The following is a 22,000-nucleotide window of genomic DNA, read 5'->3' as shown; positions in this document are numbered from 1 at the left end:
ATGTGGGCGGCGGACATTTCGACCGGCGGAATTGGGGCCGGCCGGCAGCCGGGCCTTTATCGCTGCCTTAATCCCGATCGCCTGAGCACGGCCCTGCGAATGCCAGGCGCCTCTCACCCCGGAACAGAAGGCCGCGGGAGAAGTTCTGTCGATACGATGCAGGTCCGGGCCGCGTACCGGGCCCGCGCGAGCGCGTGAAAATGCGCCTCGACGCGACCGTCGCGCAACACCATCGGATCTGGATTTCGCATGAACAAGAATATCCGCTTCAATCTCGGATATGCCGCCGCCGCGATCTTCGCGGTCTTCCTGATTCAGTATCTGGTCTCCACGGCGCACCAGATCGCCGTGATCCCGTACAGTGAATATCAACAATTGTTGCGCCAGGGGAAAATCGATGCCGTCGGCATCTCCGACCGCACCCTGCAGGGCACGCTGAAGGAGCCACTGCCTGGCGGCCAGAAACAGTTCGTCACCACGCGTGTCGATCAGGACGTGGCGCAGGAGTTGGAGAAGCACAACGTCCGTTTCACGGGGCAGATCGAGAGCACGTTTCTGCGCGACCTTTTGTCGTGGGTCATGCCCGTGCTGCTGTTCTTCGGCCTCTGGTGGTACATCGGCCGCCGCATGGCGGAGGGCGGCGGGATCGGCGGCGGGCTGATGGCCATCGGCAAGAGCAAAGCCAAGGTTTACGTCGAATCCGACACCGGGGTCACCTTTGCCGACGTCGCCGGGGTGGATGAGGCCAAGGACGAGCTTCGCGAGGTCGTCGACTTCCTGAAGAACCCGACCGACTATGGCCGGCTCGGCGGCCGCATGCCGAAAGGCGTGCTGCTGGTGGGGCCGCCGGGCACAGGCAAGACCTTGCTGGCCAAGGCCGTCGCCGGCGAGGCCAGAGTGCCGTTCTTCTCGATCTCGGGTTCGGAGTTCGTGGAGATGTTCGTCGGCGTCGGCGCCGCGCGTGTGCGGGACCTGTTCCAGCAGGCTCACGAAAAGGCACCGGCCATCATTTTCATCGACGAGCTCGATGCGCTTGGCCGCGCCCGTGGCATCGGCGCTTTCGCGGGCGGCCACGATGAGAAGGAGCAGACGCTCAACCAGCTGCTCGTCGAGCTCGACGGCTTTGATTCGCGCTCGGGGCTCGTCATCCTCGCCGCCACCAACCGGCCCGAGATTCTCGATCCCGCCCTGCTCCGCGCCGGCCGCTTCGACCGGCAGGTGCTGGTCGACCGGCCCGACAAGAAGGGCCGCATCGAGATCCTGAACGTGCACATGAAGAAAGTGCGCGTGGCGGAGAATGTCGACTCAGACGCCGTTGCCGCGCTCACCCCGGGCTTCACGGGGGCGGACCTCGCCAATCTCGTCAATGAGGCGGCGCTTCTGGCGACACGTCGCGCGGCTGACGCGGTGAGCATGATTGACTTCAACAATGCGGTCGAGCGCATGGTCGCGGGCCTCGAAAAGCGCAACCGCCTGCTCAACGCCAGGGAACGCGAGATCGTCGCCTATCACGAGATGGGCCACGCCCTCGTCGCGCTCTCGCTGCCAGGGACCGATCCCGTGCACAAGGTCTCGATCATCCCGCGCGGTGTCGGCGCGCTCGGCTACACCATTCAGCGGCCGATCGAAGACCGCTTCCTGATGACCAAGGAGGAGCTGGAGAACAAGATGGCGGTGCTGCTCGGCGGCCGCGCGGCGGAGCTGATCGTCTTCGGGCATCTGTCCACCGGTGCGGCCGACGATCTGCGCCGCGTCACCGACATCGCCCGCAGCATGGTGACGCGTTACGGCATGTCGGAGCGACTCGGCAGCGTCGCCTATGAGCGCGATCCCGGCAACTTCCTCGCAAGCGCCGACCGCCCCTATCCGACGCGCGAGCGCGACTATGCGGAAGAGACCGCAGCCGCCGTCGACAGCGAGGTGAAGGCCATCGTCGACCAGGTCTTCCAGCGCACCCAGGGCATCCTGAGCACGCGGCGGCCGATCCTGGACCGCGCCGCAAAGAAGCTTTTGGAGAAGGAGACGCTCGAGCAGAGCGATATCGATGCGCTGATCCGGGAGATGCCCAAGGAAGGGCTGCGGGCCATTTAATCGCGACGAGAGACGGAGGTGCGCTCCCTCTCCCGCTTGCGGGAGAGGGTTGGGGAGAGGGTGCTTCCGCAATGGGACAATCCCCAAGAGGAGAAAACCCTCACCCGGCGCTACGCGCCGACCTCTCCCGCAAGCGGAGAGGTGAACGAGCCGCGGCAATCAGTTCAACCTAAAGCCATTCCGTTTTGGGGCTCGCGCCGGCGTTCGAAGCAAGCGCCGGCAGCAAGCTGGCGCGCGGCACGGCAACCGGTCTGCGTCCCAGACCAAATGCGAACAGCCACGTCTATTTCGCGGTCTCCCTCCTGCTTTCGGCAGGAGATTGGCTGCCCGGTGAAAGGCCAAGGACCATGTCCGAGAACCGTTCACCCTGCACCAGGACGTGGTCGTGAAGACGGGTCGCGGCCAATTGCTCGTCGCCGGCGCGGATCGCTTCCAAAATGCCGGCATGCTCCTGCAGCGATTGCAGCAGCCGGTTGCGCGCCCGAAGCTGGATGCGGCGATAGGCACTCAAGCGCTTGTGCAAGGCGAAGGCCTGGTCGGCCAGGAAGCTGTTGCGGCTGGCGCGGTAGATCGCTTCGTGAAAGTTGCGGTTGTCGGCGTAGTACTGCTCGCTGTCGCCGGCCCGCGCGGCCGTCTCGCAGGCCCGATGAGCAGCTTCCATCGCCGCATCATTGTCCGGCGTCAGCCGTCGCGCCGCCAGCCGTCCGCAGGCGCTTTCGATCTCGGCCATGGTTTCGAACATCTCGAACAGCCGCGTTGGTGACGGGACGCTGACAATGGCGCCGCGTCGCGGGCGAACATCGATGAAGCCTTCAGCCCCGAGCTGCAGCAGCGCCTCCCGGATGGGCGTCCGCGACACGCCGAATCGCTCCGCCAGCGAGGCTTCGTCCAAACGATCGCCGGGCTGAAATTCCCCTGCAATCACAGCGTCTTCGATCGACTGCTTCAGTCTGGAGGCCTGGCTCATTGTATGCACCTGATCCTGCAGTTCCATACCATATGCTTGACAAAACATACAGCATGCAGTTCATATATGGATTGTATGCAAGATTAGAAATAAAAAATGCAATCTTGAAACGGGAGGTATGGAATGAGGATTTCAAGACGCCAAGCCCTGGCCCTGGGGATCGCGGCCCCGGCGCTGCTCCGGTTCGGAGCGGCGCGCGCGGCCACAAGCCTGAAGATCTCGCACCAGTTTCCGGGAGGCACCGCGACCGAGGGCGACTTCCGCGATCGGCTGTGCCGGCGCTTTGCGGCGCTGATCCAGGAGCGCAGCAAGGGCGCGATGACCGCCGAGATCTATCCGGGCTCGTCGCTGATGAAGACCAACGCGCAGGTCTCGGCGATGCGCAAAGGCGCGCTCGACATGAGCCTCATTCCGATCTCCTACGCCGGCGGCGATCTTGCCGAGCTGAACATCGGCCTGATGCCGGGCCTGGTCACCGGTTACGACGAAGGCCTCGGCTGGAAGAACAAGCCGATCGGTCAGGAGTTCAGCAAATTCCTCGCCGCAAAGGGTCTCATCATCGTCACCTGGATCTGGCAGGCCGGCGGCGTCGCCAGCCGTGCGCGGCCGCTGGTCGCGGTCGGCGACGCCAAGGGCATGAAGATCCGCGGTGGCTCGCGCGAGATGGATCTCGTGCTGCAGGCTGCCGGCGCTTCGGTGCTGTCGCTGCCCTCCAACGAACTCTATGCGGCGATGCAGACCGGCGCGTGCGATGCCGCCCTCACCTCGTCCACCAGCCTGACCTCGTTCCGTCTGGAGGAGCTCGCCAAGCATCTGACGACCGGGCGGGCCAAGAGCTACTGGTTCATGCTCGAGCCGCTGGTGATGTCGAAGGCGGTGTTCGACCGGCTGTCGAGCGAGGAGCGCGACATCATCGTCTCGGTCGGCGCCGAGCTCGAGGCGTTCGGCCGCAATGCTGCGGTGGATGACGACGTTCGCGTGGCCAAGGTCTACCAAGCCGCCGGCGCAACGGTGCACGATCTCGACGACAAGACGGTTCAGGCCTGGCGCGAGCTTGCGCGCGAGACGGCCTGGAAGGACTACGCTGGCAAGAACGAGAACTGCGCACGCCTGATCAAGCTTGCCATGGAGGCCGGCTCATGAGCGCGCACGGCATCGATCTCGGTCATTCAGCCACAGTGACGGCGGCGCGACCCGGCTCCAGGGTGGGACGGATCAACCGCGCGATGACCCTGCTCAACAGGGCGATCGTCGTGCTCTGCTCGATCGCGCTCATCGTCGCGAGCACGATTCTGAGCTACAGCGTTGCCGCGCGCTACTTCTTCAATGCGGCGACCTATTGGCAGGACGAGGCCGCGGTGTTCCTGCTCGTCGGCGCCACCTTCCTGTCCACCGCGTTCGTGCAGGCCGGGCGCGGCCATATCGGCATCGAAGCCCTCACCGGCTATCTGTCGAAACGCGGCAATGCGATCCGCATGCTCGTGGTCGACACGGCGAGCCTGCTGTTCTGCGCCTTCTTCGCCTGGAAATCCTGGACGCTGTTCCACGAAGCCTGGGTCGACGGACAGGTGTCCGGATCGACCTGGGCCCCGCCGCTGTGGATTCCCTACAGCATGATGTCGCTGGGCATGACGCTGATGACGCTGCAGATCGCGCTTCAGCTCGCCGCGAGCCTCGACGCATGGAGGAGCAAATGAGCACGCTTGCCGTCGGACTGATGTATGGTGGCGCGACGCTTGCCGTCATGGCCTCGGGCATGCCGATCGCGCTGGCGCTCGGCGCCGTCGCCGTCATCTTCATGTACTCCTTCATGCCCGGCGCATCGCTCGATACGGTGACGCAGAACGTCTACGAGGAGATGGCTTCGATCACGCTGCTGGCGATCCCGCTCTTCATCCTCAAGGGCGCTGCGATCGGCAAGTCGAAGGCTGGACAGGATCTCTACAGCGCGCTGCATGTCTGGATGGGCCGCATTCCCGGCGGACTCGGCATCGCCAACGTCTTCGCCTGCGCGCTGTTCGCCGCGATGGCGGGATCGTCCCCGGCCACCTGCTCGGCGATCGGCTCTGCCGGCATTCCCGAGATGCGCAAGCGCGGCTATTCCGGCGGCTTTGCCGCGGGCGTGATCGCCGCGGGCGGTACGCTGGGCATCCTGTTGCCGCCCTCGATCACCATGATCCTATACGCGGTCGCGGCCGAGCAGTCGCTCGGACGCCTGTTCCTCGCGGGTATCGGACCGGGCCTTCTGCTGGTGCTGCTGTTTGCGACATATGCGGTGCTGAGGTTCAAGGCCGAATATAACGCGGCGCAGCGCGCCTATGCGGCCGATCCTGCACAGCATCCGATCCTGTCGAACGAGCGCTTCACCATGGCGATGCGGTTCGGCGCGCTGCCGCGCGTGCTGCCCTTCGTCGTGCTGCTCAGCGGCGTCATGATCGCGCTCTATGGCGGCTACGCCACGCCTTCGGAAACCGCCGGTCTCGGCGGCATCCTGGCGCTGATCCTGATCGCCTCGATCTACGGGGTGTGGCGCCCGCGGGATCTCGGCCCGATCCTGGAATCGACGCTGAAGGAATCGACCATGCTGATGCTGATCATCGGCATGTCGCTGCTCTACTCCTACGTGATGAGCTATCTCCACATCAGCCAGGCGGCGGCGCAGACGATCGTCGCGATGCAGCTGTCGCGATGGGTGTTGCTGGGCGCGATCCTGGTGCTGGTGGTCGTGCTCGGCTTCTTCCTGCCGCCGGTCTCGATCATCCTGATGACCGCGCCGATCATCCTGCCGCCGCTCAAGGACGCCGGCTTCGACCTGATCTGGTTCGGCGTGGTGATGACGATCGTGATGGAGATGGGACTCATTCATCCGCCGGTCGGGCTCAACATCTTCGTCATCAGGAACATCGCGCCCGACATCCCGTTGCGGGACGTGATCTGGGGAACGCTGCCCTTCGTCGTGCTGATGGCGTTCGCGGTTGTCCTGCTCTGCCTTGCCCCGTCGATCTCGACCTTTCTGCCCAACCTCGTGATGGGTCCGCCATCGCGATAACCGAGGAGGCACGAACTATGCTGAACGACATCCGATCCGGACGCATTGCGGCGCCCGAATTCCTGCAGGGGCTGATCGACACGTTGACACAACGCGGCCGTGCGGTGCTCGGCATCAAGCCGGATCGCGATGTCGGCGAGGATCGCGACCTCGAGCTTCTCGGCGAGGCGCTGCTGTCGCGTCGTGGCGAAGCCTCCGGCGTCGCGATCGCGCAATCGCTGCTTGCGGCCTTCGAGCGGGCGGCCGAGCCGCAGCGGCTTAAATTTCTATCCTCCCTCGCCGACCGGTTCGGGCCTGACCGTCGCGCGATCGAGCTCGCGATCGCCGCCTACCAGCGCAAGGAGGGCGGCGACCGCGCCAGGCTCGAGGCGCTCCATGCCGCCGCCGAGCCGCGCCGGCAGGAGTTGATCCGGCGCCTCAACCTCGCGCCCGGCGGAACGTCGTCGCTGGTGCGCATGCGCGAGGTGCTGCTCTCGCTGCTGCGCGAGCATCCGGAGCTCCAGGCCGTCGATGACGATTTCGTCCATCTGTTCTCGTCCTGGTTCAACAGGGGTTTTCTGGTGCTGCGACCGATCGACTGGACCACGTCGGCCAACATCCTGGAAAAGATCATCAGATATGAAGCCGTCCACGCCATCCAGGACTGGGACGACCTGCGCAACCGGCTCGAGCCGCCGGACCGCCGCTGCTACGCGTTCTTTCATCCGCAGCTGGTCGACGAGCCGCTGATCTTCGTCGAGGTCGCGCTCACCAAGGAGATTCCCGGCGCGATCGGACCGTTGCTGGACAAGTCGCGCCAGGCGATTGCCGCGCGCGAAGCGACGACCGCCGTGTTCTACTCGATCTCGAACACGCAGAAGGGCCTCGCCGGAGTCTCGTTCGGCAACTTCCTGATCAAGCAGGTGGTGCAGGATCTCGCTCGCGAGCTGCCGAACCTGAAGACCTTCGTCACGCTGTCGCCGGTCCCCGGCTTTGCCGGCTGGGTCCGGCGCGAGCTCAAGATCGAGGCCTCCGCCGCGATCGACGAGGACACAAGGCGCGCGCTGGCCGCGCTGGATGAGGGCGGCGACATCACGCAGGCGAAGGAGCCGATCACGGCGCTTGCTGCTTACTATTTCCTGAAGGCGAAGCTGCCGTCGGGCAAGCCGGTCGACCCGGTCGCCCGCTTCCATCTCGGCAACGGCGCGCGCCTCGAGCGGCTGAATTTCCTCGGCGATGCCTCCGCCAAGGGCATGAAACAGTCCTACGGACTGATGGTCAATTATCTCTATGCGCTCGAGCACATCGAGGCGAACCACGAGGCCTTTGCGGAAGCCGGCACCGTCATAGCCTCCGACAAGGTGAAGAAGGCGCTTCGCGCGAAATTGTCGTCGCGCGACCTCGTTCCCAGTCCTCACACCAATTCGCAACGGAAGATCTCGTCATGACCTCGAACCTGTACGATCGCCTGCTTGCCGGCGCGGAATCCGACCAATCGATCTGCATCGAGAAGGACGACGGCACGGCGTTGAGCTATGCCGACCTTGCCGCGCTGAGCGGCAGGTTCGCGAACTTCCTCGCAAGGATCGGCATCGGCCCGGACCACCGCGTCGCGGCCAAGGTGGAGAAGTCCGTCGAGGCCGTCGCGCTCTATCTCGCGACGCTGCGCACTGGCGCGGTCTATCTGCCCCTCAACACCGCCTATACGCCGGCTGAGACCGAGTATTTCATCCGCGACGCGCAGCCGACATTGATCGTGTGCGATCCCAGGGAAGAGGCCGATTTGCGCGCCATCGCCGCCAAGGCGGGCGGCCACATCGAGACACTCGATCACCGCGGCAAGGGCTCGCTCGTCGATGCCGTGGCAGACTTCCCGGCGCGATTTGACACCGTTGCCAGGACGAATGACGATCTCGCAGCCATCCTCTACACGTCGGGCACGACCGGCCGCTCGAAGGGAGCCATGCTGACACACGGCAACCTTTCTTCGAACGCCCTGACGCTCGTCCAGGAGTGGCGCTATTCGAGCAAGGACGTGCTGATCCATGCTCTGCCGATCTATCACGTCCACGGGCTCTTCGTGGCCTGCAACGTCACCTTCGCCGCACGCGCGCGCATCCTGTTCATGCAGAAGTTCGACGCCGAACGCATTCTGGCAACGATGGCGCGCAGCACCGTTCTGATGGGCGTGCCGACCTTCTATGTCCGCCTGCTCGAAAGCGCGAACCTGAACCAGCGAGCCACCGCCAACATGAGGCTGTTCGTCGCTGGCTCGGCGCCGCTTCTGGCCGAGACACACCGGGCCTGGAAGGAGCGGACCGGGCACGCGATTCTGGAACGCTACGGCATGACCGAGACCGGGATGATCGCCTCAAATCCCTATGAGGGGCCTCGCATCGCGGGCTCGGTCGGCCGGCCGCTTCCCGCCGTCGAGGTTCGCGTCACCGATTCCGAGACCGGCGCAATCCTCCCGGTTGGGGACGTCGGCATGATCGAGGTGAAAGGGCCGAACGTCTTTGCGGGCTACTGGAACATGCCGGACAAAACCGCGGCCGAATTCCGTGCCGACGGCTTCTTCATCACCGGCGATCTCGGCAAGCTCGATGCGAACGGTTATCTGCACATCGTCGGGCGCGGCAAGGACCTCATCATCACCGGCGGGTTCAACGTGTACCCGAAGGAGATCGAAACCGAGATCGACGCGATCCCGGGCGTCTCCGAGAGCGCGGTCGTCGGTGTGCCGCACGCCGATTTTGGCGAGGGTGTCACCGCGGCGGTGGTTCGGTCGCCGGGCTCATCGGTCGACGAACGCGCCATTCTCGCCGCGCTGTCGGGACGATTGGCAAAATTCAAGCAGCCGAAGCGCGTCGTGTTCGTCGACGGTTTGCCCCGCAACGCGATGGGAAAAGTACAGAAGAACGTCTTGCGCGAACGCTTTGCAGATCTCTACTCCGGCCGGGCGTAGTGGGTGGGCGAGCGTTACAACGGTTCGTCATCGTACGTGGATGGCTCTGCCTGAAGCGAGACGAAGTCACCGCCGCCGTAATCATCCTCCGGATCGGGACTGGTCGACTGAAGGCACAGTCGGTCGTCGACGCCGCGCACGCCGGAGGCGTTCTCGCAAGCCACGATGGCCGCCTGGCGGGCATTATCGCCCTTGACGACGCCGCGCAGCGTCACCACGCCGTCCTTCACGCTCACGTTCAAGCCGACGGGCTGCCAACGCATCCCGGCCATCGCCGCGAGGACCGAACGGCGGATCTGATTGTCGTCTTCCGAATAGCCGGGTGCGCCGGTCAGTGGACCGGCAACTGCGGACAGGAAGTCGGATCGGGTAATGATACCGACGACGCGATCAGCGCGCATGACCGGAACGTGATTCAGGTTTCGACGCTCCATCAGGTCGGCAATCTCCTCGAGGGGAGTATCCTCGTTAATCGCGGCCGGATCGCGCGTCATCACCTGCTCGACCTTGCGCCCATGCTCCTTGACGAATTCACGCGCGATGCGGTCTGCTCCGAGCAGGACCGTCAGCAGCCGGTTGCGAGTGTGCTCCGTTTCGAGCTCGGCGCGCCTGAGGAAGTCGCTTTCGCAGATGATGCCAACGAGCTTACCCGCCGAATCCATCACCGGCAGTCCACTGATGTGGTGACGGAGCATCACCTTGATGGCATCGGCGATCGAGGCCTCGGGCCGAATAGCTATCACCCGCCGGGACATGATCTGGTGCGCGCGCATGTCTTCAACTCCAGAGAGAACTCACAGGTCGTCGCCGCCCCTGACGGGGTCTTGATCGACATCAACCGCCCGGCCGCGATCGAGTGCCATGCTGCCGTCAAAAATCTGGACATTTGGCTTGTTCGTCGATCGGGTCACCGAAGGCCGGGTGCAGACGCATGCGTCCTGCGGAACATGCGGCATGTCGTGCCATTCTCAGGCACGCGCCCGCCACAGCGTCAAGGCAAGCAGGAGATAGGCGGCGCAAGTCCACATCGACTGCCAGTTCGCCGTGCCTTCGTTGAAGGTCACATAGATCGCCGCTCCGACAAGCACGCCGGCAAACAGCGACTCCGCCACAGGACGACTTCCCTTCCCGGGCGGATTGAGCAGCGTCATCGCCGCGAAAGGTAACGCTGCCATGGTGAGTGCCGCAAAAGGAAAATCGATGTGGCGCGGGTCGAACACAAGCCCGAGCGCGGTGGCCGTGCCGATCACGACGGTTACGATCAAGGCCAGCCCGTGCATGGTCATGAGCATCGATTCTGTCCGGTAACCTTTCGGACCGAGCAACTCCTGAAAACTCGGCGGTGGACGACCCGACATAAGGGCGTTGGCACCAAGCACCGGCGAAACCGTCGCGGCCGCCAGCAGAGAGCTCCACAGCAGCCAGCCGCCCGCTCCGACACTTTCAAAGAACACCTTTTGGGCGGCCACGCCAAACAGGATTCCGGCTGTCGACGCCGATATTGCGACCCCGAGCCATGAAGCCAGGCCAGAGCTCCCGGGCTTGCGACGCGAGGTCAACCATGCGGCAGCGAAGACCAGGGTCGCAAGCGCAATTCCGCCGCTCATTTGCAGCTTCCAGAGCGGAAAGTTGCTCACGGGGATGCCGGCAGGATATTTGAGCACGCGCTGCTCGCCTCCGAACAGGCCCCATGATCCGCCGACTGTACCCTCGATCTCTCGCTTCCAGGACTCGTCGTAGGCCTCGAACAGGTTGACGCGGAAATTCTCGCGCCGGGCGAGGTCGAGGACCTCCGAGACCACCCGGGCCTGATTGATACGGGACGGCAACGCCGATTCCCGCATCCGTCCCTGGCTCGGCCAACCTATCTCTCCGATCAGGATCTCCTTGCCCGGAAAGGCCGCCGCGACCTGCCGGCGTATTGCGTCGGCGTGCGTGGCAGCCGATTCCGCCGGGATCGGCACGTTCTCCCAATATGGCAGGATGTGAATCGTGACGAAATCGACGGCGTCGTAGAGCTCACGATTGCTCAGCCAGAATTCCCAGACGTCGGCATAGGTCACGGGGACACTGACCTGAGCCTTGACCGAGCGGATCGTGTCAGCGAGATCGGAGACTGTTATATCCTTGCGCAACAAGGTCTCGTTGCCGACCACCAGCGCGATCACGGTCCCGGGATATTCCCTGGCGAGGCGTATCGCCGTTGAGATTTGATTTCGATTCTTCTGCTGGTCCTTGTCGAGGAAAATGCCCTGGATGACCTTCAGCCCCGCTTTGGCTGCAAGTTCGGGGATTTGGTCGAGACCAAGATCGGTCGCATAGGTGCGGATGCAGCCGGATATCTCCGCAAGCTGGGCGAGATCTTCCGCGATCTGCTCACGCGATACCTGCGTCGCGGACGAAAGCGAGGTCTGATGGCTGCGGAACGGAGCGTATGAGATGCATTGGACCTTGTCGTTTGGATCGATCGGTGCGCGCACCAGATGAACTGGCGTCCCCAACCACCACCACACGGCGGCGATGGCGCCCAGCGATATCAGGAAGAGCGCGAGCAAAACGCGGAGAGCATCTACGGGCCGTGTGGCAGGCGCGACGCGCTTGGCTTCCCCGCTTGACGGGAGCAGCAGCCTGGAGAACCAGCTCGCTTTCCGGGGATGGACCAACTGATCACGCGTGAGGTGCGGCTTTTCACTTGCTGCGATGTCGCGGACGCGTCGCATTGCTTCAAAGCGCGCGCCTGCGATCGCAACTGCATGAAAAACGGGAGGATCATGCAATTGAAGTTGTTCAAGGTCGCTCCCACACCGATTATAGGATCGCTGGCGTTTCCACAAGCTGGCTGATTCAGGTCAATTCATTCAACGGCCCTGTCGAATCTCCCATGCCCAGACCGGATCGCCGGCATCCCGGCGGCTGATCAGGGTGACGCGCATGAAACGATCGTGGGCTAGTGCGGCGCCCAGCCACAGTTCACTCCACGCATCGAAAATGGCGGGAGACATTTGCTCCCGACCAGACATGAGGCGCCACGTCGTTTGTCTTACGATCGCCGTGCTACCTTCAACATGCAACTCTGCGTCATCGCCTTGGCCTCGTAACAGCCTCGTAAATGCGGTCGCAAAACCTGCGACACCTCGGTCCACTCCACCGAGCATGGACGCAACATCGTCGAACGTGTGCATGCCGATCAATCGCGCAGCTAAACCTCCCAAGTGACCTCCCTCGGCCGGTCCGAGCACCGACATCACTTCAGGCAGGATCGACGTGATATAGTCCATCGCGTAATTGCGGAGCGCCTTTCGCAAGCGACTTTCTGGCCAATTCGTCTCGGGAAGACGCGGCGCAAGCTCAGGCCTGAATGGAGGGCACCGCTCTCCGGGAGAAAATTGCAGCCGCTCCTCCGGCGAAAGCTCGCGATCGAACTCCCGATAATATCCCTCCAGGCCGGGCTGCCCGTCGACGGTCTGTCCCGTGCAGACGAAGCCCAGGCGAGGATTGCCAAGAACGACGCCATTGTTGCCGTGCCATCCCCTGAGCATCCCGCGAGACACTTCCGAGGGAATTCCACAAATCGCGGTGCCATGCCAAAGCCAACGGGGAGGCGGATAGCGAATCCACGCCTTCTGGTCGCTTTCATAGACATATTCGACCTTTACGCCGCCGACCTGATTGGCGAGGTAATTGTACTGGGCGCTGGCAACCGCATCGGGCAACCCGTCCAAACCAAGCTTCTTGAGGCCCGCGACGAAATGGGTTGCTTGCTGGCGGCGGAACATTCTGAACACGATCTCAGCAGCGCGAGCCGCCCCGGCGCGCGACGAGAGATGAAGGATGAGACCCGTAAGATAGGAATGATAGATCCGCTCGACCGCGCGATAGGCCTGCACGTCATCTGACGCACTGTTCTCAATCCTCATTCGTTTCTCCCGGACGTTCTTCGATGAATGGCGCCGACATCGCTCGCGCTCCTGACGACGTCAGTCACGACCCCTTCATTTCGTTGATCAAGCTGCGCGCCTCGTCGCGTTCCGGAATCGGGCGCCCGCTGTCACGCCATTCGATGGCCGCCTTGAAACCATGCTTCTGCGCGTACCGCCTGAACCACAAGCCCTCAGGATTGTGACGCGTGATGCCGTCAAACAGGGTCGCAAGCGACTGCGTCTGCTCAAGACCCATGGTCAGCATGACCTGGTTGACGACCATTTTGTGCATGGCGAGGTGACTCTTCGGAACGCCGGCAATCCGGTCTGCGAGCTTTCGCGTCGCGGCCTCGAGCTGATCCACAGGAACGCAGACGTTCGCCAACCCCCACTCCGCCGCCTTGCGCCCGTCGATCATGTTTCCTGTGAACATCATCTCCTTGGCGCGCGCAGGTCCGAGCTTGAACGTCCACATCGCGGTGGTAGGGCAGCCCCATACGCGCGTCGGCATGTAACCGATCCGGGCATCGTCGGCCATCACGATCAGGTCGCAGCAGAGCGCGATATCGCTGCCCCCGGCGACTGCGGCGCCGTGAATCTTGGCGATGGTCGGTTTGGAGCACTTCCACAAGCTCATGAAGCTCTCGGTATTTTTCTTCATGACCGCGTAATCGACCATGGGGTCCCAGGGCTCGCTCTCCTGCTGACACGGGTGCTCGATCCCGCTCTCTGCGTAGGCGACGAGATCATACCCGCCGCAGAACCCCTTACCTGCGCCTTCGATCACCACGACGTGCACGTCGTCGTTTTTCTCTGCCCACTCGACCGCCGCTCGGATCTCTTCGGGCATCGCATCGTCGATGGCGTTGAACCGACCCGGGCGGTCGAGGACGAGACGGGCGATAGTCGGTGCGTCCTCGCGGACCGCGATACTGAGAGTCGAGAAATTCGGCATCGTAACCTCGCGGAGGTAATAACAGTCAGCGTTGACTGTAACGACTATCGTGTTACAGTCAATACTGACTGTTGAGGGAGAGCATGCCCAGAATAGCGAAGACCGGAGCTCTCGATGGAGCGGCCGAGACCACACGATCGCGGATTCTGAACGCCGCCGTGGATTGCTTGATCGACCTCGGCGTTGCCGGCACGACGACGCTTGCGGTACAGCATCGGGCGGAAGTCAGCCGCGGCGCCCTTCTCCATCACTTTCCCACGCACGCCTCTCTGTTGGCCGCCAGCGTCGCCGAACTTGTCAGCCGGAACGAGAGGGCCGTCTCGCAGGGGCGCGCAGGTGCGGGGCCGGCCGACACCCTGGTTGCCGCCATCGAAGCGCTTGCGTTCGCTGCGCGCCAGCCGGCCTATCTCGCCGAGTTGGAGCTCTGGGCGGTGGCTCGCACCGATGCTGCCTTGAAGCAGGCATTGACCGCGGCAGAGCGCGGTGCCCGGCGCGATCTCGAGCGCGTTTATGTCCAGCTCTTCGGCGAGTGGACGGATTCCGAGGCCTATGACGACGTCATCGCGCTGACGCTCCATTTCATCAGAGGACTCGCGATTTCCGAGAACCTTCGAAGCTCTGCGGGACCACGCGAGCGACTTGTAGCGATCTGGGCCGACGCGATGCGGACGCTGCTCCAGACCAAAAAGAAAAAGCGACAGAAGTAAAAAGCCGGCGGAAGAATGCATCGGGCCTGAATGCAGCAGACTATTTAGCCGCACTTGCCCAGAGTTTTCAGGATGAAGCGGAGCCCTACTCGGCAGCCAGTGCCGGCCGCAATTCCGGCTTCTCGCGCGCAACATCGTGGATATCATCTGCGGTCGGCTTGATCCGGAACCACGCGGCATAAAGCGCGGGAAGGAACAGCAAAATCAGGACCGTTCCGACCGCTGTGCCGCCGATCAGCGTATAGGCCATCGATCCCCAGAAGACGGAATGCGTCAACGGGATGAATGCCAAGACGGCGGCAAGGGCGGTCAGGATCACGGGACGCGTTCGCTGCACCGTCGCCTCGATGACAGCGTGATAGTCGTCGAGACCTGCTGCACGGTTCTCCTTGATCTGTTCGGTCAGGATCAGCGTGTTGCGCATCAGGATCCCCGCCAGTCCGATCAGCCCCAGAATCGCGTTGAATCCGAACGGCTGGTTAAAGATAAGCAACGCAGGCACGACGCCGACGAGACCAAGCGGTGCAGTCAGCATGACGAGCGCCATCATCGAGAAGGATCTGACCTGAAGCATGATGACGATCAGCGTTGCGGCAATCATGGCGGGAAAGACGGTCGCCAGCGCGTCATTGGCCTTCGTGGCCTCCTCGATCGAGCCACCCGTCTCGATGCGATAACCGGCCGGAAGGGATGCGATCAGCGGCTGGAGGGCTTTCATGATGTCCTTGGAGACCTCAGGAGGCTGCGTCGCCTCATTGATGTCCGATCGAATCGTGATGGCGGGCGTGCGATCGCGGCGCTTCAGGATCGGCTCTTCAAGCTGCACTTCCGAATGGCCGATCTGGTCGAGCGGAATCGGACGGCCGTCTCGGCTCATCAGCGAGAAGTCGGCCAGCCGCGTCGGATCCAGTCGCTCGCCGCCGGCGCTGCGTGCCACGATTGGGACATTGCGAATGTCCTCGCGGACCTGCGTGACGGCGATGCCGGTGAGGAGGAACTGGAGCTGACGGCCCACCTCCGCTGGAGAGAGACCGATCAGGTTCAGCCGATCCTGATCCGGAATGAAGCGGAGCACCGGTGTCCGATTGCCCCAATCGCGATTTGCCTGCCTCACGTCATCGACGCCACGCATGACCTCGACGGCTTTCTCAGAGATCGCGTACAATTTCGCAGGATCGGGTCCCATCACCCGAAACTCGACCGGGAACGGCGTGTAGGGTCCGAAGACGAGCTGGGTGACGCGCACATACGCTTCTCGGGCAAGGCCCTGTGACACCGCCTCCCGGAGCCGGTGCTTCAAAGCCTCGCGCGCCTCGGCGTCCGGTGTCAGCGCGACGATCTTGGCAAAGGCTGGATCGGGGAGCTCTGGCGCCATCGCGAAGAAGAAGCGGGGCGCGCCCTGACCGACATAGCTGGTGACGATATTCGCCTCGGGCTGATCATGCAGCCAGCGTTCGAGCTTCTCGACGGTGGCGGTCGTCGTCTCGATGCTGGTGCCTTCCGGCAGGCGAACCTCCACCAGAACCTCGGGGCGGTCCGACGTCGGGAAGAACTGCTGCTTGACGCCGCCCATGCCGAGGCCGGACAGCGCGAAAGCGATGACGACGACGCCGACGGTCACGAACTTGTGGCGCACGGCGAAGGTGATGAGCCGCCGTAGGCGCCGATAGTTCGGCGTGTCGTAGATCGCGTGGTGACCGCCCTCGATCGGCTTGATCGCGGGCAGCATCTTGACGCCAAGGTAGGGCGTGAAGATCACCGCGACGATCCAGGAGACGATGAGAGCGAAACCCACGACCCAGAAGATGTTGCCGGCGTATTCGCCGGCAGTCGAGCGCGCGAAACCGACCGGCAGGAATCCTGCGATGGTCACCAGCGTGCCCGAGAGCATCGGCGCCGCAGTGTGGCTCCATGCATAGGCCGCCGCACTGATGCGATCCATGCCCTCTTCCATTTTCACCACCATCACCTCGATGGCGATGATGGCGTCGTCCACGAGAAGGCCAAGCGCGAGGATGAGTGCGCCGAGCGTGATGCGGTCGAAGAACCGGCCCGTTTCCAGCATGATGAGGAACACGACCGCAAGCGTCAGAGGGACGGCGGCGGCCACGACGATTCCCACGCGCCAGCCAAGGCTGAGCAGGCTCACCAGCAGCACCACTGCGAGGGCCATGGCGAATTTGATCATGAATTCGTCGACCGCCGAGGAGATGTTGACGGCCTGATCGGTCACCTTGTCGAGGGTCATCCCCAGCGGCAGCGTCCGCGCGATGGCTGCGGACCTCTCTTCCAGAGCCTTGCCGAGCGCGAGGCCGTTCCAGCCCTCCTGCATCACTGCCGCGAGCATGATCGTAGGCTCGCCCTGGTGCCGGATGATGTAGGTGGGAGGATCCTCATAGCCGCGGCGGATCTCGGCGATGTCGGACAGCTTCAAGGTTCGTCCCGCAGCAACGATCGGCGTCTCGGCGATCGCCTGCACGCTGTCATAGCTTCCGTCGACCCGGATGAAGACCTGTGGCCCCTTTGTGTCGATCGAGCCTGCCGGGGTCACGGTATTTTGCCGCTGCAAGGCTGCAACGATATCCTGTGCCGAGACGCCGAGGGTTGCCAGCTTGGGATAGGAAAATTCCACGAAGATCTGCTCGGGACGTTCGCCGAGGATGTTGATCTTCTTGACGCCGGGCACATGCAGCAGGTCCTGTCGGATCACCTCGGCCTTTCTGGCGAGCTCACGCATCGGCATGCCCTTCGCCTTGAGAGCATAGAGTGCGAAGCTCACGTCCGAATATTCGTCATTGACAAAGGGGCCGAGCACGCCAGCCGGCAGCTTGCGCGCTTCATCGCCGAGCTTCTTGCGGGCCTGATAGAACTCTTCCTGCACGCTCGATGGCGGCGTGCTGTCCTTCAGCGTAACGGTCATGTACGCATAGCCCCGGCCGCGTGGTCGTCTCCACCCGGTCGTACCAGGTCAGCTCCTGGAGCCGCTTCTCCAGCGGTTCGGCAACCTGGTCCTGCATCTCGCGCGCCGTCGCGCCCGGCCATACCGTGGTGACCGTCAGGGTCTTGATGGTGAAGGACGGATCCTCGGCCCGCCCGAGCATGAAGAACGCGTAGGCGCCTGCAGCCGCCAGCAGGATGATGAAGAACAGGGTGACGGCCCGTTCGCGAACGGCGACTGCGGAAAGGTTGAAGCTCATGATTTGCTCCCGCCGTCAGAGACGGTCCTGACGCGAGCACCTTCGTGCAGGAGGTGAGCGCCGAGGGAAACGATCGCATCACCAGAGCCTGATCCGGAGATGACGGCCGTTTCGCTGGTCACGCGCAGTAGCTTGATCGGTCGGAAGTGAACGGTCGAGCTGCCGCTGTCGAACACCCAGACACCCGTCGTCCTGCCGTCATCGAGCACGGCTCCCAGCGGCACCTGGACTTCGGCCTGGCTGTCCTGGCTTGCAAGCCGAATGGTGACTGTCGCCCCGAGCGGTGCAGCTGCCGCCTCGCCGTCCAGCACATAGCGGGCCTCGTAGGTCCGGGTCTGCGCATCGGCAGAATCGGACAATTGGCGCAGATGCGCCACGTAACGGCGCCCGTCACTTCCATACAGGCTGGCCTCGGCGAGCGAGCCGATCGCCGGCCGGATGGTTTCGGGAAGCGCCACCACGGCTTCGCGAGGACCGGACTGTGCGAGCCGAACGACCATCTGGCCGGCCGAGACCACTTGGCCGGGCTCGCCAAGCGTTTGGGTGACCATTCCGTCCGCATCCGCCACCAGGACGGAATAGGTCGCCTGGTTCTCGGCGACCCCTGCTTCGGCCTCGGCCGCGGCGAGCTGCGCTTTGGCTGTATCCGACGCGGCCTTCGCCTGCTCGTAGCGCTGCTTGGAAGTCCATCCGTCGCTGACCAGATTGGCGTATCGACGCTCATCCGCATCCGTCTGCACGACAACTGCGCGCGCTGCGGCGACGGCGTTGCGCTTCGCCGTCAGCGCAAGACGCAGATCGGTTTCGTCGATCCGCATGAGCGGCTGCCCGGCTTTCACCTGCTCACCGACATTCACCAGCCGCTCGACGATCTTGCCGCCGACGCGAAAGCCGAGATTGCTTTCCACCCGCGCGCCGATGGTGCCTGTCACCCGTGCGGCCGTCACCAGGCTCACCATCGGCGGTTCCTGCCGCGGGTCGCTCACAGCCGAGGCTTTTGGGGCGAAAATGCCGAGACTGACGAACGTGGCCACCCCCGCCGGGATCAAAATACCGGCCAGTACGGCAATACCCCTCTTCATGTCAGTCTCCGTGCTGTAATTTAGATTGCGTTCAAACTCTATAATCCGATTAGAGTTCGCTCGCAATCTAAATTTGGACACTGACAGGAACGTGATCGCCAAGAAATCGCCCCCGACTTAACGGCACCGGCGACCCTACTTGATAGATTGCGATCGACCTCTATTTTAGATATAGATCGATTGAAATCCAAGTGGAGGTCCATGATGCGCGTCAGTCGCGTTCAAGCCGCGGAGAACCGCCAAACCGTGATCAATGTGGCAAGTCGCCTCTTCAGGGAGCGCGGCTTCGACGGCATTGGACTCAAGGATCTGATGGAGGGTGCTGGGCTTACCCAGGGCGCCTTCTATAAGCAGTTCGCGTCGAAAGAGGATTTGGCGGTCGAGGCGTCCAGGCGCGCATTGGAGAGCGCTTCCGGCCGATGGTCGGAGGCGACCGCGCGCAATCCCGATGACCCGCTCGGCGAAGTGATCGGGTTCTATCTCAGCGCTGACCATCGCGAAGAACGAATGGACGGCTGCCCGATCGTGGCGCTCGGCTCGGATGCCGCCCGGCAGGGCCCCGACGTGAAGGCGGCGTTCGAAGCTGGCATCAAGGCCCATCTCGAGGTGCTCGGCCGCTTCATCGCCGAGAACAGCGACGAAGCATCCAGAGGCAAGGCCATGGCCATTCTCGCGACGATGATCGGCGCCGTGACGCTATCGCGCGTGGTCAACGACCCCGATCTCGCGCGGGCCCTTCTGGACGCGGCAGCCGCACAGGTCCGCGCTACCGCCGCCGCTTGAACGACGCGCCCTCAAAGCCTGGAGAGATCGAATGCTCCACGTAAGCGAAGCCAAACCAAGTTTGCTCAAGCTGTCGGACAAGCTCAGCATACGTTTTCAAAAGACCGGCAGCGGGCCGCCGCTGCTCCTGATGCATACGATCCGGACGCAGCTCGAGTATTTCCGCAGCCTCGTTCCCCTTCTCGCCGGATCGCACACGGTCTACGCCATTGACCTGCCGGGCCACGGGCACTCACCGATCGATCCGAGCGCGAGTTTTGACGAGCCCTATTTCAGGTGGGCCGTCATTCGCTTCATCGAGGAGCTGGACCTCACGGACATGACGCTTGTCGGCGAGTCGATTGGCGGGGCATTGGCCCTAACGGTGGCAGCGTCACTTCCGCAGCGGGTGAAGCGGGTTTATGCGATCAACCCCTACGACTACGAGACCCGCTACGGCGACGGCCTTCGACGCGGCAACTGGCTCGCCAATTTCATCATCGGAAGCTTGCAAGTCCCGGTGCTTGGCGCGATCAACGCGTCGCTCGAGAACAGGATGATCCTCGGCAAGATCATGGGCGGCGGATATCACGACCCGCGCAAGCTGCCGGCCGACCTGCTCGCCGAGTTCGACCAAGTCGCCCGCCGCCCCGGATACAAGCGGGCCGCACGCAAGGTTCTGGCTGGCTGGCGATCCTGGAGCAAGGCACGCGACTACTATCGGCAGATCTCGGCGCCGGTCACGCTCATTTATGGCGATAGCGACTGGTCTCGGCCGAACGAGCGCGAACGCACGCGGTCACTGATTCCCGCTGCGCAGATGGTGACGCTCGAGAATACCGGTCACTTCTCGGCTGTCGAGAACCCGTCGGAGCTGGCTCGCGTGATAATGGCGGCAGAATGAGTGCAATGATCATGCTCAAGCTGCAAGAGCGTCTCGCGAAACTCGAGCGCAAATGAAAGGCAAGACTTTCGGCGAACGAACTCTCGGGCCGCCGGCGCGGATCGACGACAGTACCGCCTCCGCCGCGCGAGAATGTGTTCGATGTGTCGCTTGCCGATGAGACCCGCTCCCATCACCGACAGGCGAACGGGTGCACCCATACGATGCTACCCCTTCTTCTCGTCAAGCAGCTTGGCCACACGACGCAAGCCGAGCAGATAACCCTGAGTGCCGAAGCCTGCGATGACCCCGTCAGCTCGTTTGGAGACAAACGAGTGATGGCGAAATTCCTCGCGCTTGTGCACGTTGGAAATGTGTACCTCGATCACGGTCCCCTCGAACGTGTTCAAAGCATCCAGGATGGCGACCGACGTATGGGTGAAAGCGGCGGGATTGATCACGATACCCGCCGCCGTCTCGCGCGCCTCGTGGATCCAGTCGATCAGCTCGTATTCCCTGTTCGACTGATGAAAGTGTAGCTCCAGTGCGAGTTCCCCGGCCAGCGTCCGGCAATCCCGCTCCACATCTGCAAGCGTCTCGTGACCGTAGATGTGGGGTTGGCGCTTGCCGAGCAGGTTTAGATTTGGCCCGTTGAGGACGTAGACAAGACGACTCATGAGAGAACTCCGTTCAGTGATGGGCGAGGATTTCGCCGAGAAACTGCCTGGTGCGGGTGTGCTGAGGATTGCGAAAGAAGGCGTCGGGCGCGCCTTCTTCGATGATCTGGCCTTCGGCCATGAAGATCACACGATCGGCAACCTGGCGGGCAAAGCCCATCTCGTGGGTGACGCAGATCATGGTCATCCCGTCGTTGGCGAGGCCAATCATCGTATCGAGCACCTCCTTGACCATTTCCGGATCGAGAGCCGAGGTCGGTTCATCAAACAGCATCACCTTGGGCTGCATGCAGAGCGCGCGCGCAATCGCGACACGCTGTTGCTGACCGCCGGAAAGTTGAGCCGGATACTTCTCGGCCTGATCACCGATGCGCACCCGCTCGAGGTATTTTCGCGCGGTCGCTTCCGCCTCGGTCTTGCTGATGCGGCGCGCGCGAATGGGGGCGAGCATACAGTTCTGCAACACCGTCATGTGCGGAAAAAGGTTGAAGCTCTGAAACACCATGCCGACGTCCTGACGTACGACATCGATAGCCTTGGTGCTGTCGTCTAGCCGATGACCGTTCACCACGATACTGCCCTGCTGGATCGCCTCAAGCCGGTTGATACAGCGGATGAGTGTCGATTTGCCTGAACCGGACGGACCGCAGAGCACGATCTTTTCACCTCTGCGGACAGTGAGATCGACATCGCGAAGAGCTTGGTACCCGCCATACCACTTCTGCACGCCCCTCATTTCGATCAGGATCTGGTCCTGCATGCTGGC

Annotated in this window: 17 protein-coding genes and 1 pseudogene; 9 read left to right on the top strand and 9 right to left on the bottom strand. The window is 63.1% G+C overall.

Going from position 1 to position 22,000, the window contains the following annotated elements; all coding sequences use genetic code 11:
- Nucleotides 1-249 precede the first annotated feature (249 nt).
- Complete coding sequence (gene ftsH, locus YU9_RS0100790; RefSeq protein WP_027571048.1) at nucleotides 250-2,091, top strand: ATP-dependent zinc metalloprotease FtsH; 1,842 nt, start codon at nucleotides 250-252, stop codon at nucleotides 2,089-2,091.
- A gap of 283 nt (nucleotides 2,092-2,374) precedes the next feature.
- Here the strand turns inward: ftsH and YU9_RS0100785 are convergent, their stop codons facing one another.
- On the bottom strand, nucleotides 2,375-3,058 hold the full coding sequence (locus tag YU9_RS0100785; protein ID WP_036016791.1) for a GntR family transcriptional regulator: 684 nt from the start codon (nucleotides 3,056-3,058) through the stop codon (nucleotides 2,375-2,377).
- Nucleotides 3,059-3,181: 123 nt separating this feature from the next.
- On the opposite strand from YU9_RS0100785, the gene dctP reads away from it, so the two are divergent.
- The 5 genes from dctP to YU9_RS0100760 are packed head-to-tail and all read left to right on the top strand — an operon-like array spanning nucleotide 3,182 to nucleotide 9,051.
- Complete coding sequence (dctP, locus tag YU9_RS0100780; RefSeq protein WP_027571046.1) at nucleotides 3,182-4,201, top strand: TRAP transporter substrate-binding protein DctP; 1,020 nt, start codon at nucleotides 3,182-3,184, stop codon at nucleotides 4,199-4,201.
- Entirely contained in the window at nucleotides 4,198-4,755 is a 558-nt protein-coding gene (locus tag YU9_RS0100775; protein WP_027571045.1) for a TRAP transporter small permease, read from the top strand. Before dctP ends, YU9_RS0100775 begins: the two co-directional genes overlap by 4 nt.
- Nucleotides 4,752-6,107 (top strand): TRAP transporter large permease, encoded by a 1,356-nt coding sequence (locus YU9_RS0100770; RefSeq protein ID WP_027571044.1) that lies wholly within the window; start codon nucleotides 4,752-4,754, stop codon nucleotides 6,105-6,107. Before YU9_RS0100775 ends, YU9_RS0100770 begins: the two co-directional genes overlap by 4 nt.
- Before the next feature lie 17 nt (nucleotides 6,108-6,124).
- Complete coding sequence (locus tag YU9_RS0100765) at nucleotides 6,125-7,534, top strand: malonyl-CoA decarboxylase (RefSeq protein WP_027571043.1); 1,410 nt, start codon at nucleotides 6,125-6,127, stop codon at nucleotides 7,532-7,534.
- Nucleotides 7,531-9,051, top strand: a complete 1,521-nt coding sequence (locus YU9_RS0100760) for a malonyl-CoA synthase (RefSeq protein WP_027571042.1) — start codon at nucleotides 7,531-7,533, stop codon at nucleotides 9,049-9,051. Before YU9_RS0100765 ends, YU9_RS0100760 begins: the two co-directional genes overlap by 4 nt.
- A gap of 14 nt (nucleotides 9,052-9,065) precedes the next feature.
- Here the strand turns inward: YU9_RS0100760 and YU9_RS0100755 are convergent, their stop codons facing one another.
- The 4 genes from YU9_RS0100755 to YU9_RS0100730 all read right to left on the bottom strand — a co-directional run bounded on the left by YU9_RS0100755 (nucleotide 9,066) and on the right by YU9_RS0100730 (nucleotide 13,926).
- Complete coding sequence (locus tag YU9_RS0100755; RefSeq protein ID WP_036016752.1) at nucleotides 9,066-9,824, bottom strand: CBS domain-containing protein; 759 nt, start codon at nucleotides 9,822-9,824, stop codon at nucleotides 9,066-9,068.
- A 195-nt stretch (nucleotides 9,825-10,019) separates the two neighbouring features.
- Complete coding sequence (locus tag YU9_RS0100745; protein WP_027571040.1) at nucleotides 10,020-11,606, bottom strand: beta-(1-6) glucans synthase; 1,587 nt, start codon at nucleotides 11,604-11,606, stop codon at nucleotides 10,020-10,022.
- Between the two features lie 303 nt (nucleotides 11,607-11,909).
- Complete coding sequence (locus tag YU9_RS0100735) at nucleotides 11,910-12,968, bottom strand: hypothetical protein (RefSeq protein WP_027571038.1); 1,059 nt, start codon at nucleotides 12,966-12,968, stop codon at nucleotides 11,910-11,912.
- Between the two features lie 64 nt (nucleotides 12,969-13,032).
- A complete protein-coding gene (locus tag YU9_RS0100730; RefSeq protein ID WP_027571037.1) occupies nucleotides 13,033-13,926 on the bottom strand; it encodes a crotonase/enoyl-CoA hydratase family protein in 894 nt (297 codons plus the stop codon).
- Nucleotides 13,927-14,009: 83 nt separating this feature from the next.
- Here YU9_RS0100730 and YU9_RS0100725 point away from each other — a divergent pair, with 83 nt between their 5' ends.
- The gene (locus YU9_RS0100725) at nucleotides 14,010-14,633 is read left to right on the top strand and encodes a TetR/AcrR family transcriptional regulator (RefSeq protein ID WP_027571036.1); all 624 of its coding nucleotides are present in this window, start codon (nucleotides 14,010-14,012) and stop codon (nucleotides 14,631-14,633) included.
- Nucleotides 14,634-14,718: 85 nt separating this feature from the next.
- Here the strand turns inward: YU9_RS0100725 and YU9_RS40550 are convergent.
- Both YU9_RS40550 and YU9_RS0100715 read right to left on the bottom strand, forming a co-directional pair.
- Nucleotides 14,719-17,830: pseudogene (locus YU9_RS40550) on the bottom strand (efflux RND transporter permease subunit).
- Complete coding sequence (locus YU9_RS0100715; RefSeq protein ID WP_027571035.1) at nucleotides 17,827-18,912, bottom strand: efflux RND transporter periplasmic adaptor subunit; 1,086 nt, start codon at nucleotides 18,910-18,912, stop codon at nucleotides 17,827-17,829. The pseudogene YU9_RS40550 and the gene YU9_RS0100715 overlap by 4 nt, the downstream one beginning before the upstream one ends.
- A 204-nt stretch (nucleotides 18,913-19,116) precedes the next feature.
- On the opposite strand from YU9_RS0100715, the gene YU9_RS0100710 reads away from it, so the two are divergent.
- Both YU9_RS0100710 and YU9_RS0100705 read left to right on the top strand, forming a co-directional pair.
- On the top strand, nucleotides 19,117-19,695 hold the full coding sequence (locus tag YU9_RS0100710) for a TetR/AcrR family transcriptional regulator (RefSeq protein WP_027571034.1): 579 nt from the start codon (nucleotides 19,117-19,119) through the stop codon (nucleotides 19,693-19,695).
- Nucleotides 19,696-19,756: 61 nt separating this feature from the next.
- Complete coding sequence (locus YU9_RS0100705; RefSeq protein ID WP_245266266.1) at nucleotides 19,757-20,578, top strand: alpha/beta fold hydrolase; 822 nt, start codon at nucleotides 19,757-19,759, stop codon at nucleotides 20,576-20,578.
- A 206-nt stretch (nucleotides 20,579-20,784) separates the two neighbouring features.
- Here the strand turns inward: YU9_RS0100705 and aroQ are convergent, their stop codons facing one another.
- Together aroQ and YU9_RS0100695 are read right to left on the bottom strand one after the other, a co-directional pair.
- Complete coding sequence (gene aroQ, locus YU9_RS0100700) at nucleotides 20,785-21,234, bottom strand: type II 3-dehydroquinate dehydratase (RefSeq protein ID WP_027571032.1); 450 nt, start codon at nucleotides 21,232-21,234, stop codon at nucleotides 20,785-20,787.
- A 13-nt stretch (nucleotides 21,235-21,247) separates the two neighbouring features.
- The gene (locus YU9_RS0100695; protein ID WP_027571031.1) at nucleotides 21,248-21,994 is read right to left on the bottom strand and encodes an amino acid ABC transporter ATP-binding protein; all 747 of its coding nucleotides are present in this window, start codon (nucleotides 21,992-21,994) and stop codon (nucleotides 21,248-21,250) included.
- Between the last annotated feature and the right edge of the window lie 6 nt (nucleotides 21,995-22,000).

Source organism: Bradyrhizobium sp. WSM1743, from assembly GCF_000473065.1.
GTDB lineage: Bacteria > Pseudomonadota > Alphaproteobacteria > Rhizobiales > Xanthobacteraceae > Bradyrhizobium.
Note: the sequence above shows the minus strand (reverse complement) of the source record. Positions and strands in the feature narration are given on the sequence as shown.

What these genes read in the sequence shown, in the direction of transcription:
- ftsH (WP_027571048.1), top strand. Translation starts at nt 250, where the DNA reads ATGAACAAGAATATCCGCTTCAATCTCGGATATGCCGCCGCCGCGATC.
- YU9_RS0100785 (WP_036016791.1), bottom strand. Translation starts at nt 3,058, where the DNA reads ATGAGCCAGGCCTCCAGACTGAAGCAGTCGATCGAAGACGCTGTGATT.
- dctP (WP_027571046.1), top strand. Translation starts at nt 3,182, where the DNA reads ATGAGGATTTCAAGACGCCAAGCCCTGGCCCTGGGGATCGCGGCCCCG.
- YU9_RS0100775 (WP_027571045.1), top strand. Translation starts at nt 4,198, where the DNA reads ATGAGCGCGCACGGCATCGATCTCGGTCATTCAGCCACAGTGACGGCG.
- YU9_RS0100770 (WP_027571044.1), top strand. Translation starts at nt 4,752, where the DNA reads ATGAGCACGCTTGCCGTCGGACTGATGTATGGTGGCGCGACGCTTGCC.
- YU9_RS0100765 (WP_027571043.1), top strand. Translation starts at nt 6,125, where the DNA reads ATGCTGAACGACATCCGATCCGGACGCATTGCGGCGCCCGAATTCCTG.
- YU9_RS0100760 (WP_027571042.1), top strand. Translation starts at nt 7,531, where the DNA reads ATGACCTCGAACCTGTACGATCGCCTGCTTGCCGGCGCGGAATCCGAC.
- YU9_RS0100755 (WP_036016752.1), bottom strand. Translation starts at nt 9,824, where the DNA reads ATGCGCGCGCACCAGATCATGTCCCGGCGGGTGATAGCTATTCGGCCC.
- YU9_RS0100735 (WP_027571038.1), bottom strand. Translation starts at nt 12,968, where the DNA reads ATGAGGATTGAGAACAGTGCGTCAGATGACGTGCAGGCCTATCGCGCG.
- YU9_RS0100730 (WP_027571037.1), bottom strand. Translation starts at nt 13,926, where the DNA reads ATGCCGAATTTCTCGACTCTCAGTATCGCGGTCCGCGAGGACGCACCG.
- YU9_RS0100725 (WP_027571036.1), top strand. Translation starts at nt 14,010, where the DNA reads ATGCCCAGAATAGCGAAGACCGGAGCTCTCGATGGAGCGGCCGAGACC.
- YU9_RS0100715 (WP_027571035.1), bottom strand. Translation starts at nt 18,912, where the DNA reads ATGAAGAGGGGTATTGCCGTACTGGCCGGTATTTTGATCCCGGCGGGG.
- YU9_RS0100710 (WP_027571034.1), top strand. Translation starts at nt 19,117, where the DNA reads ATGCGCGTCAGTCGCGTTCAAGCCGCGGAGAACCGCCAAACCGTGATC.
- aroQ (WP_027571032.1), bottom strand. Translation starts at nt 21,234, where the DNA reads ATGAGTCGTCTTGTCTACGTCCTCAACGGGCCAAATCTAAACCTGCTC.
- YU9_RS0100695 (WP_027571031.1), bottom strand. Translation starts at nt 21,994, where the DNA reads ATGCAGGACCAGATCCTGATCGAAATGAGGGGCGTGCAGAAGTGGTAT.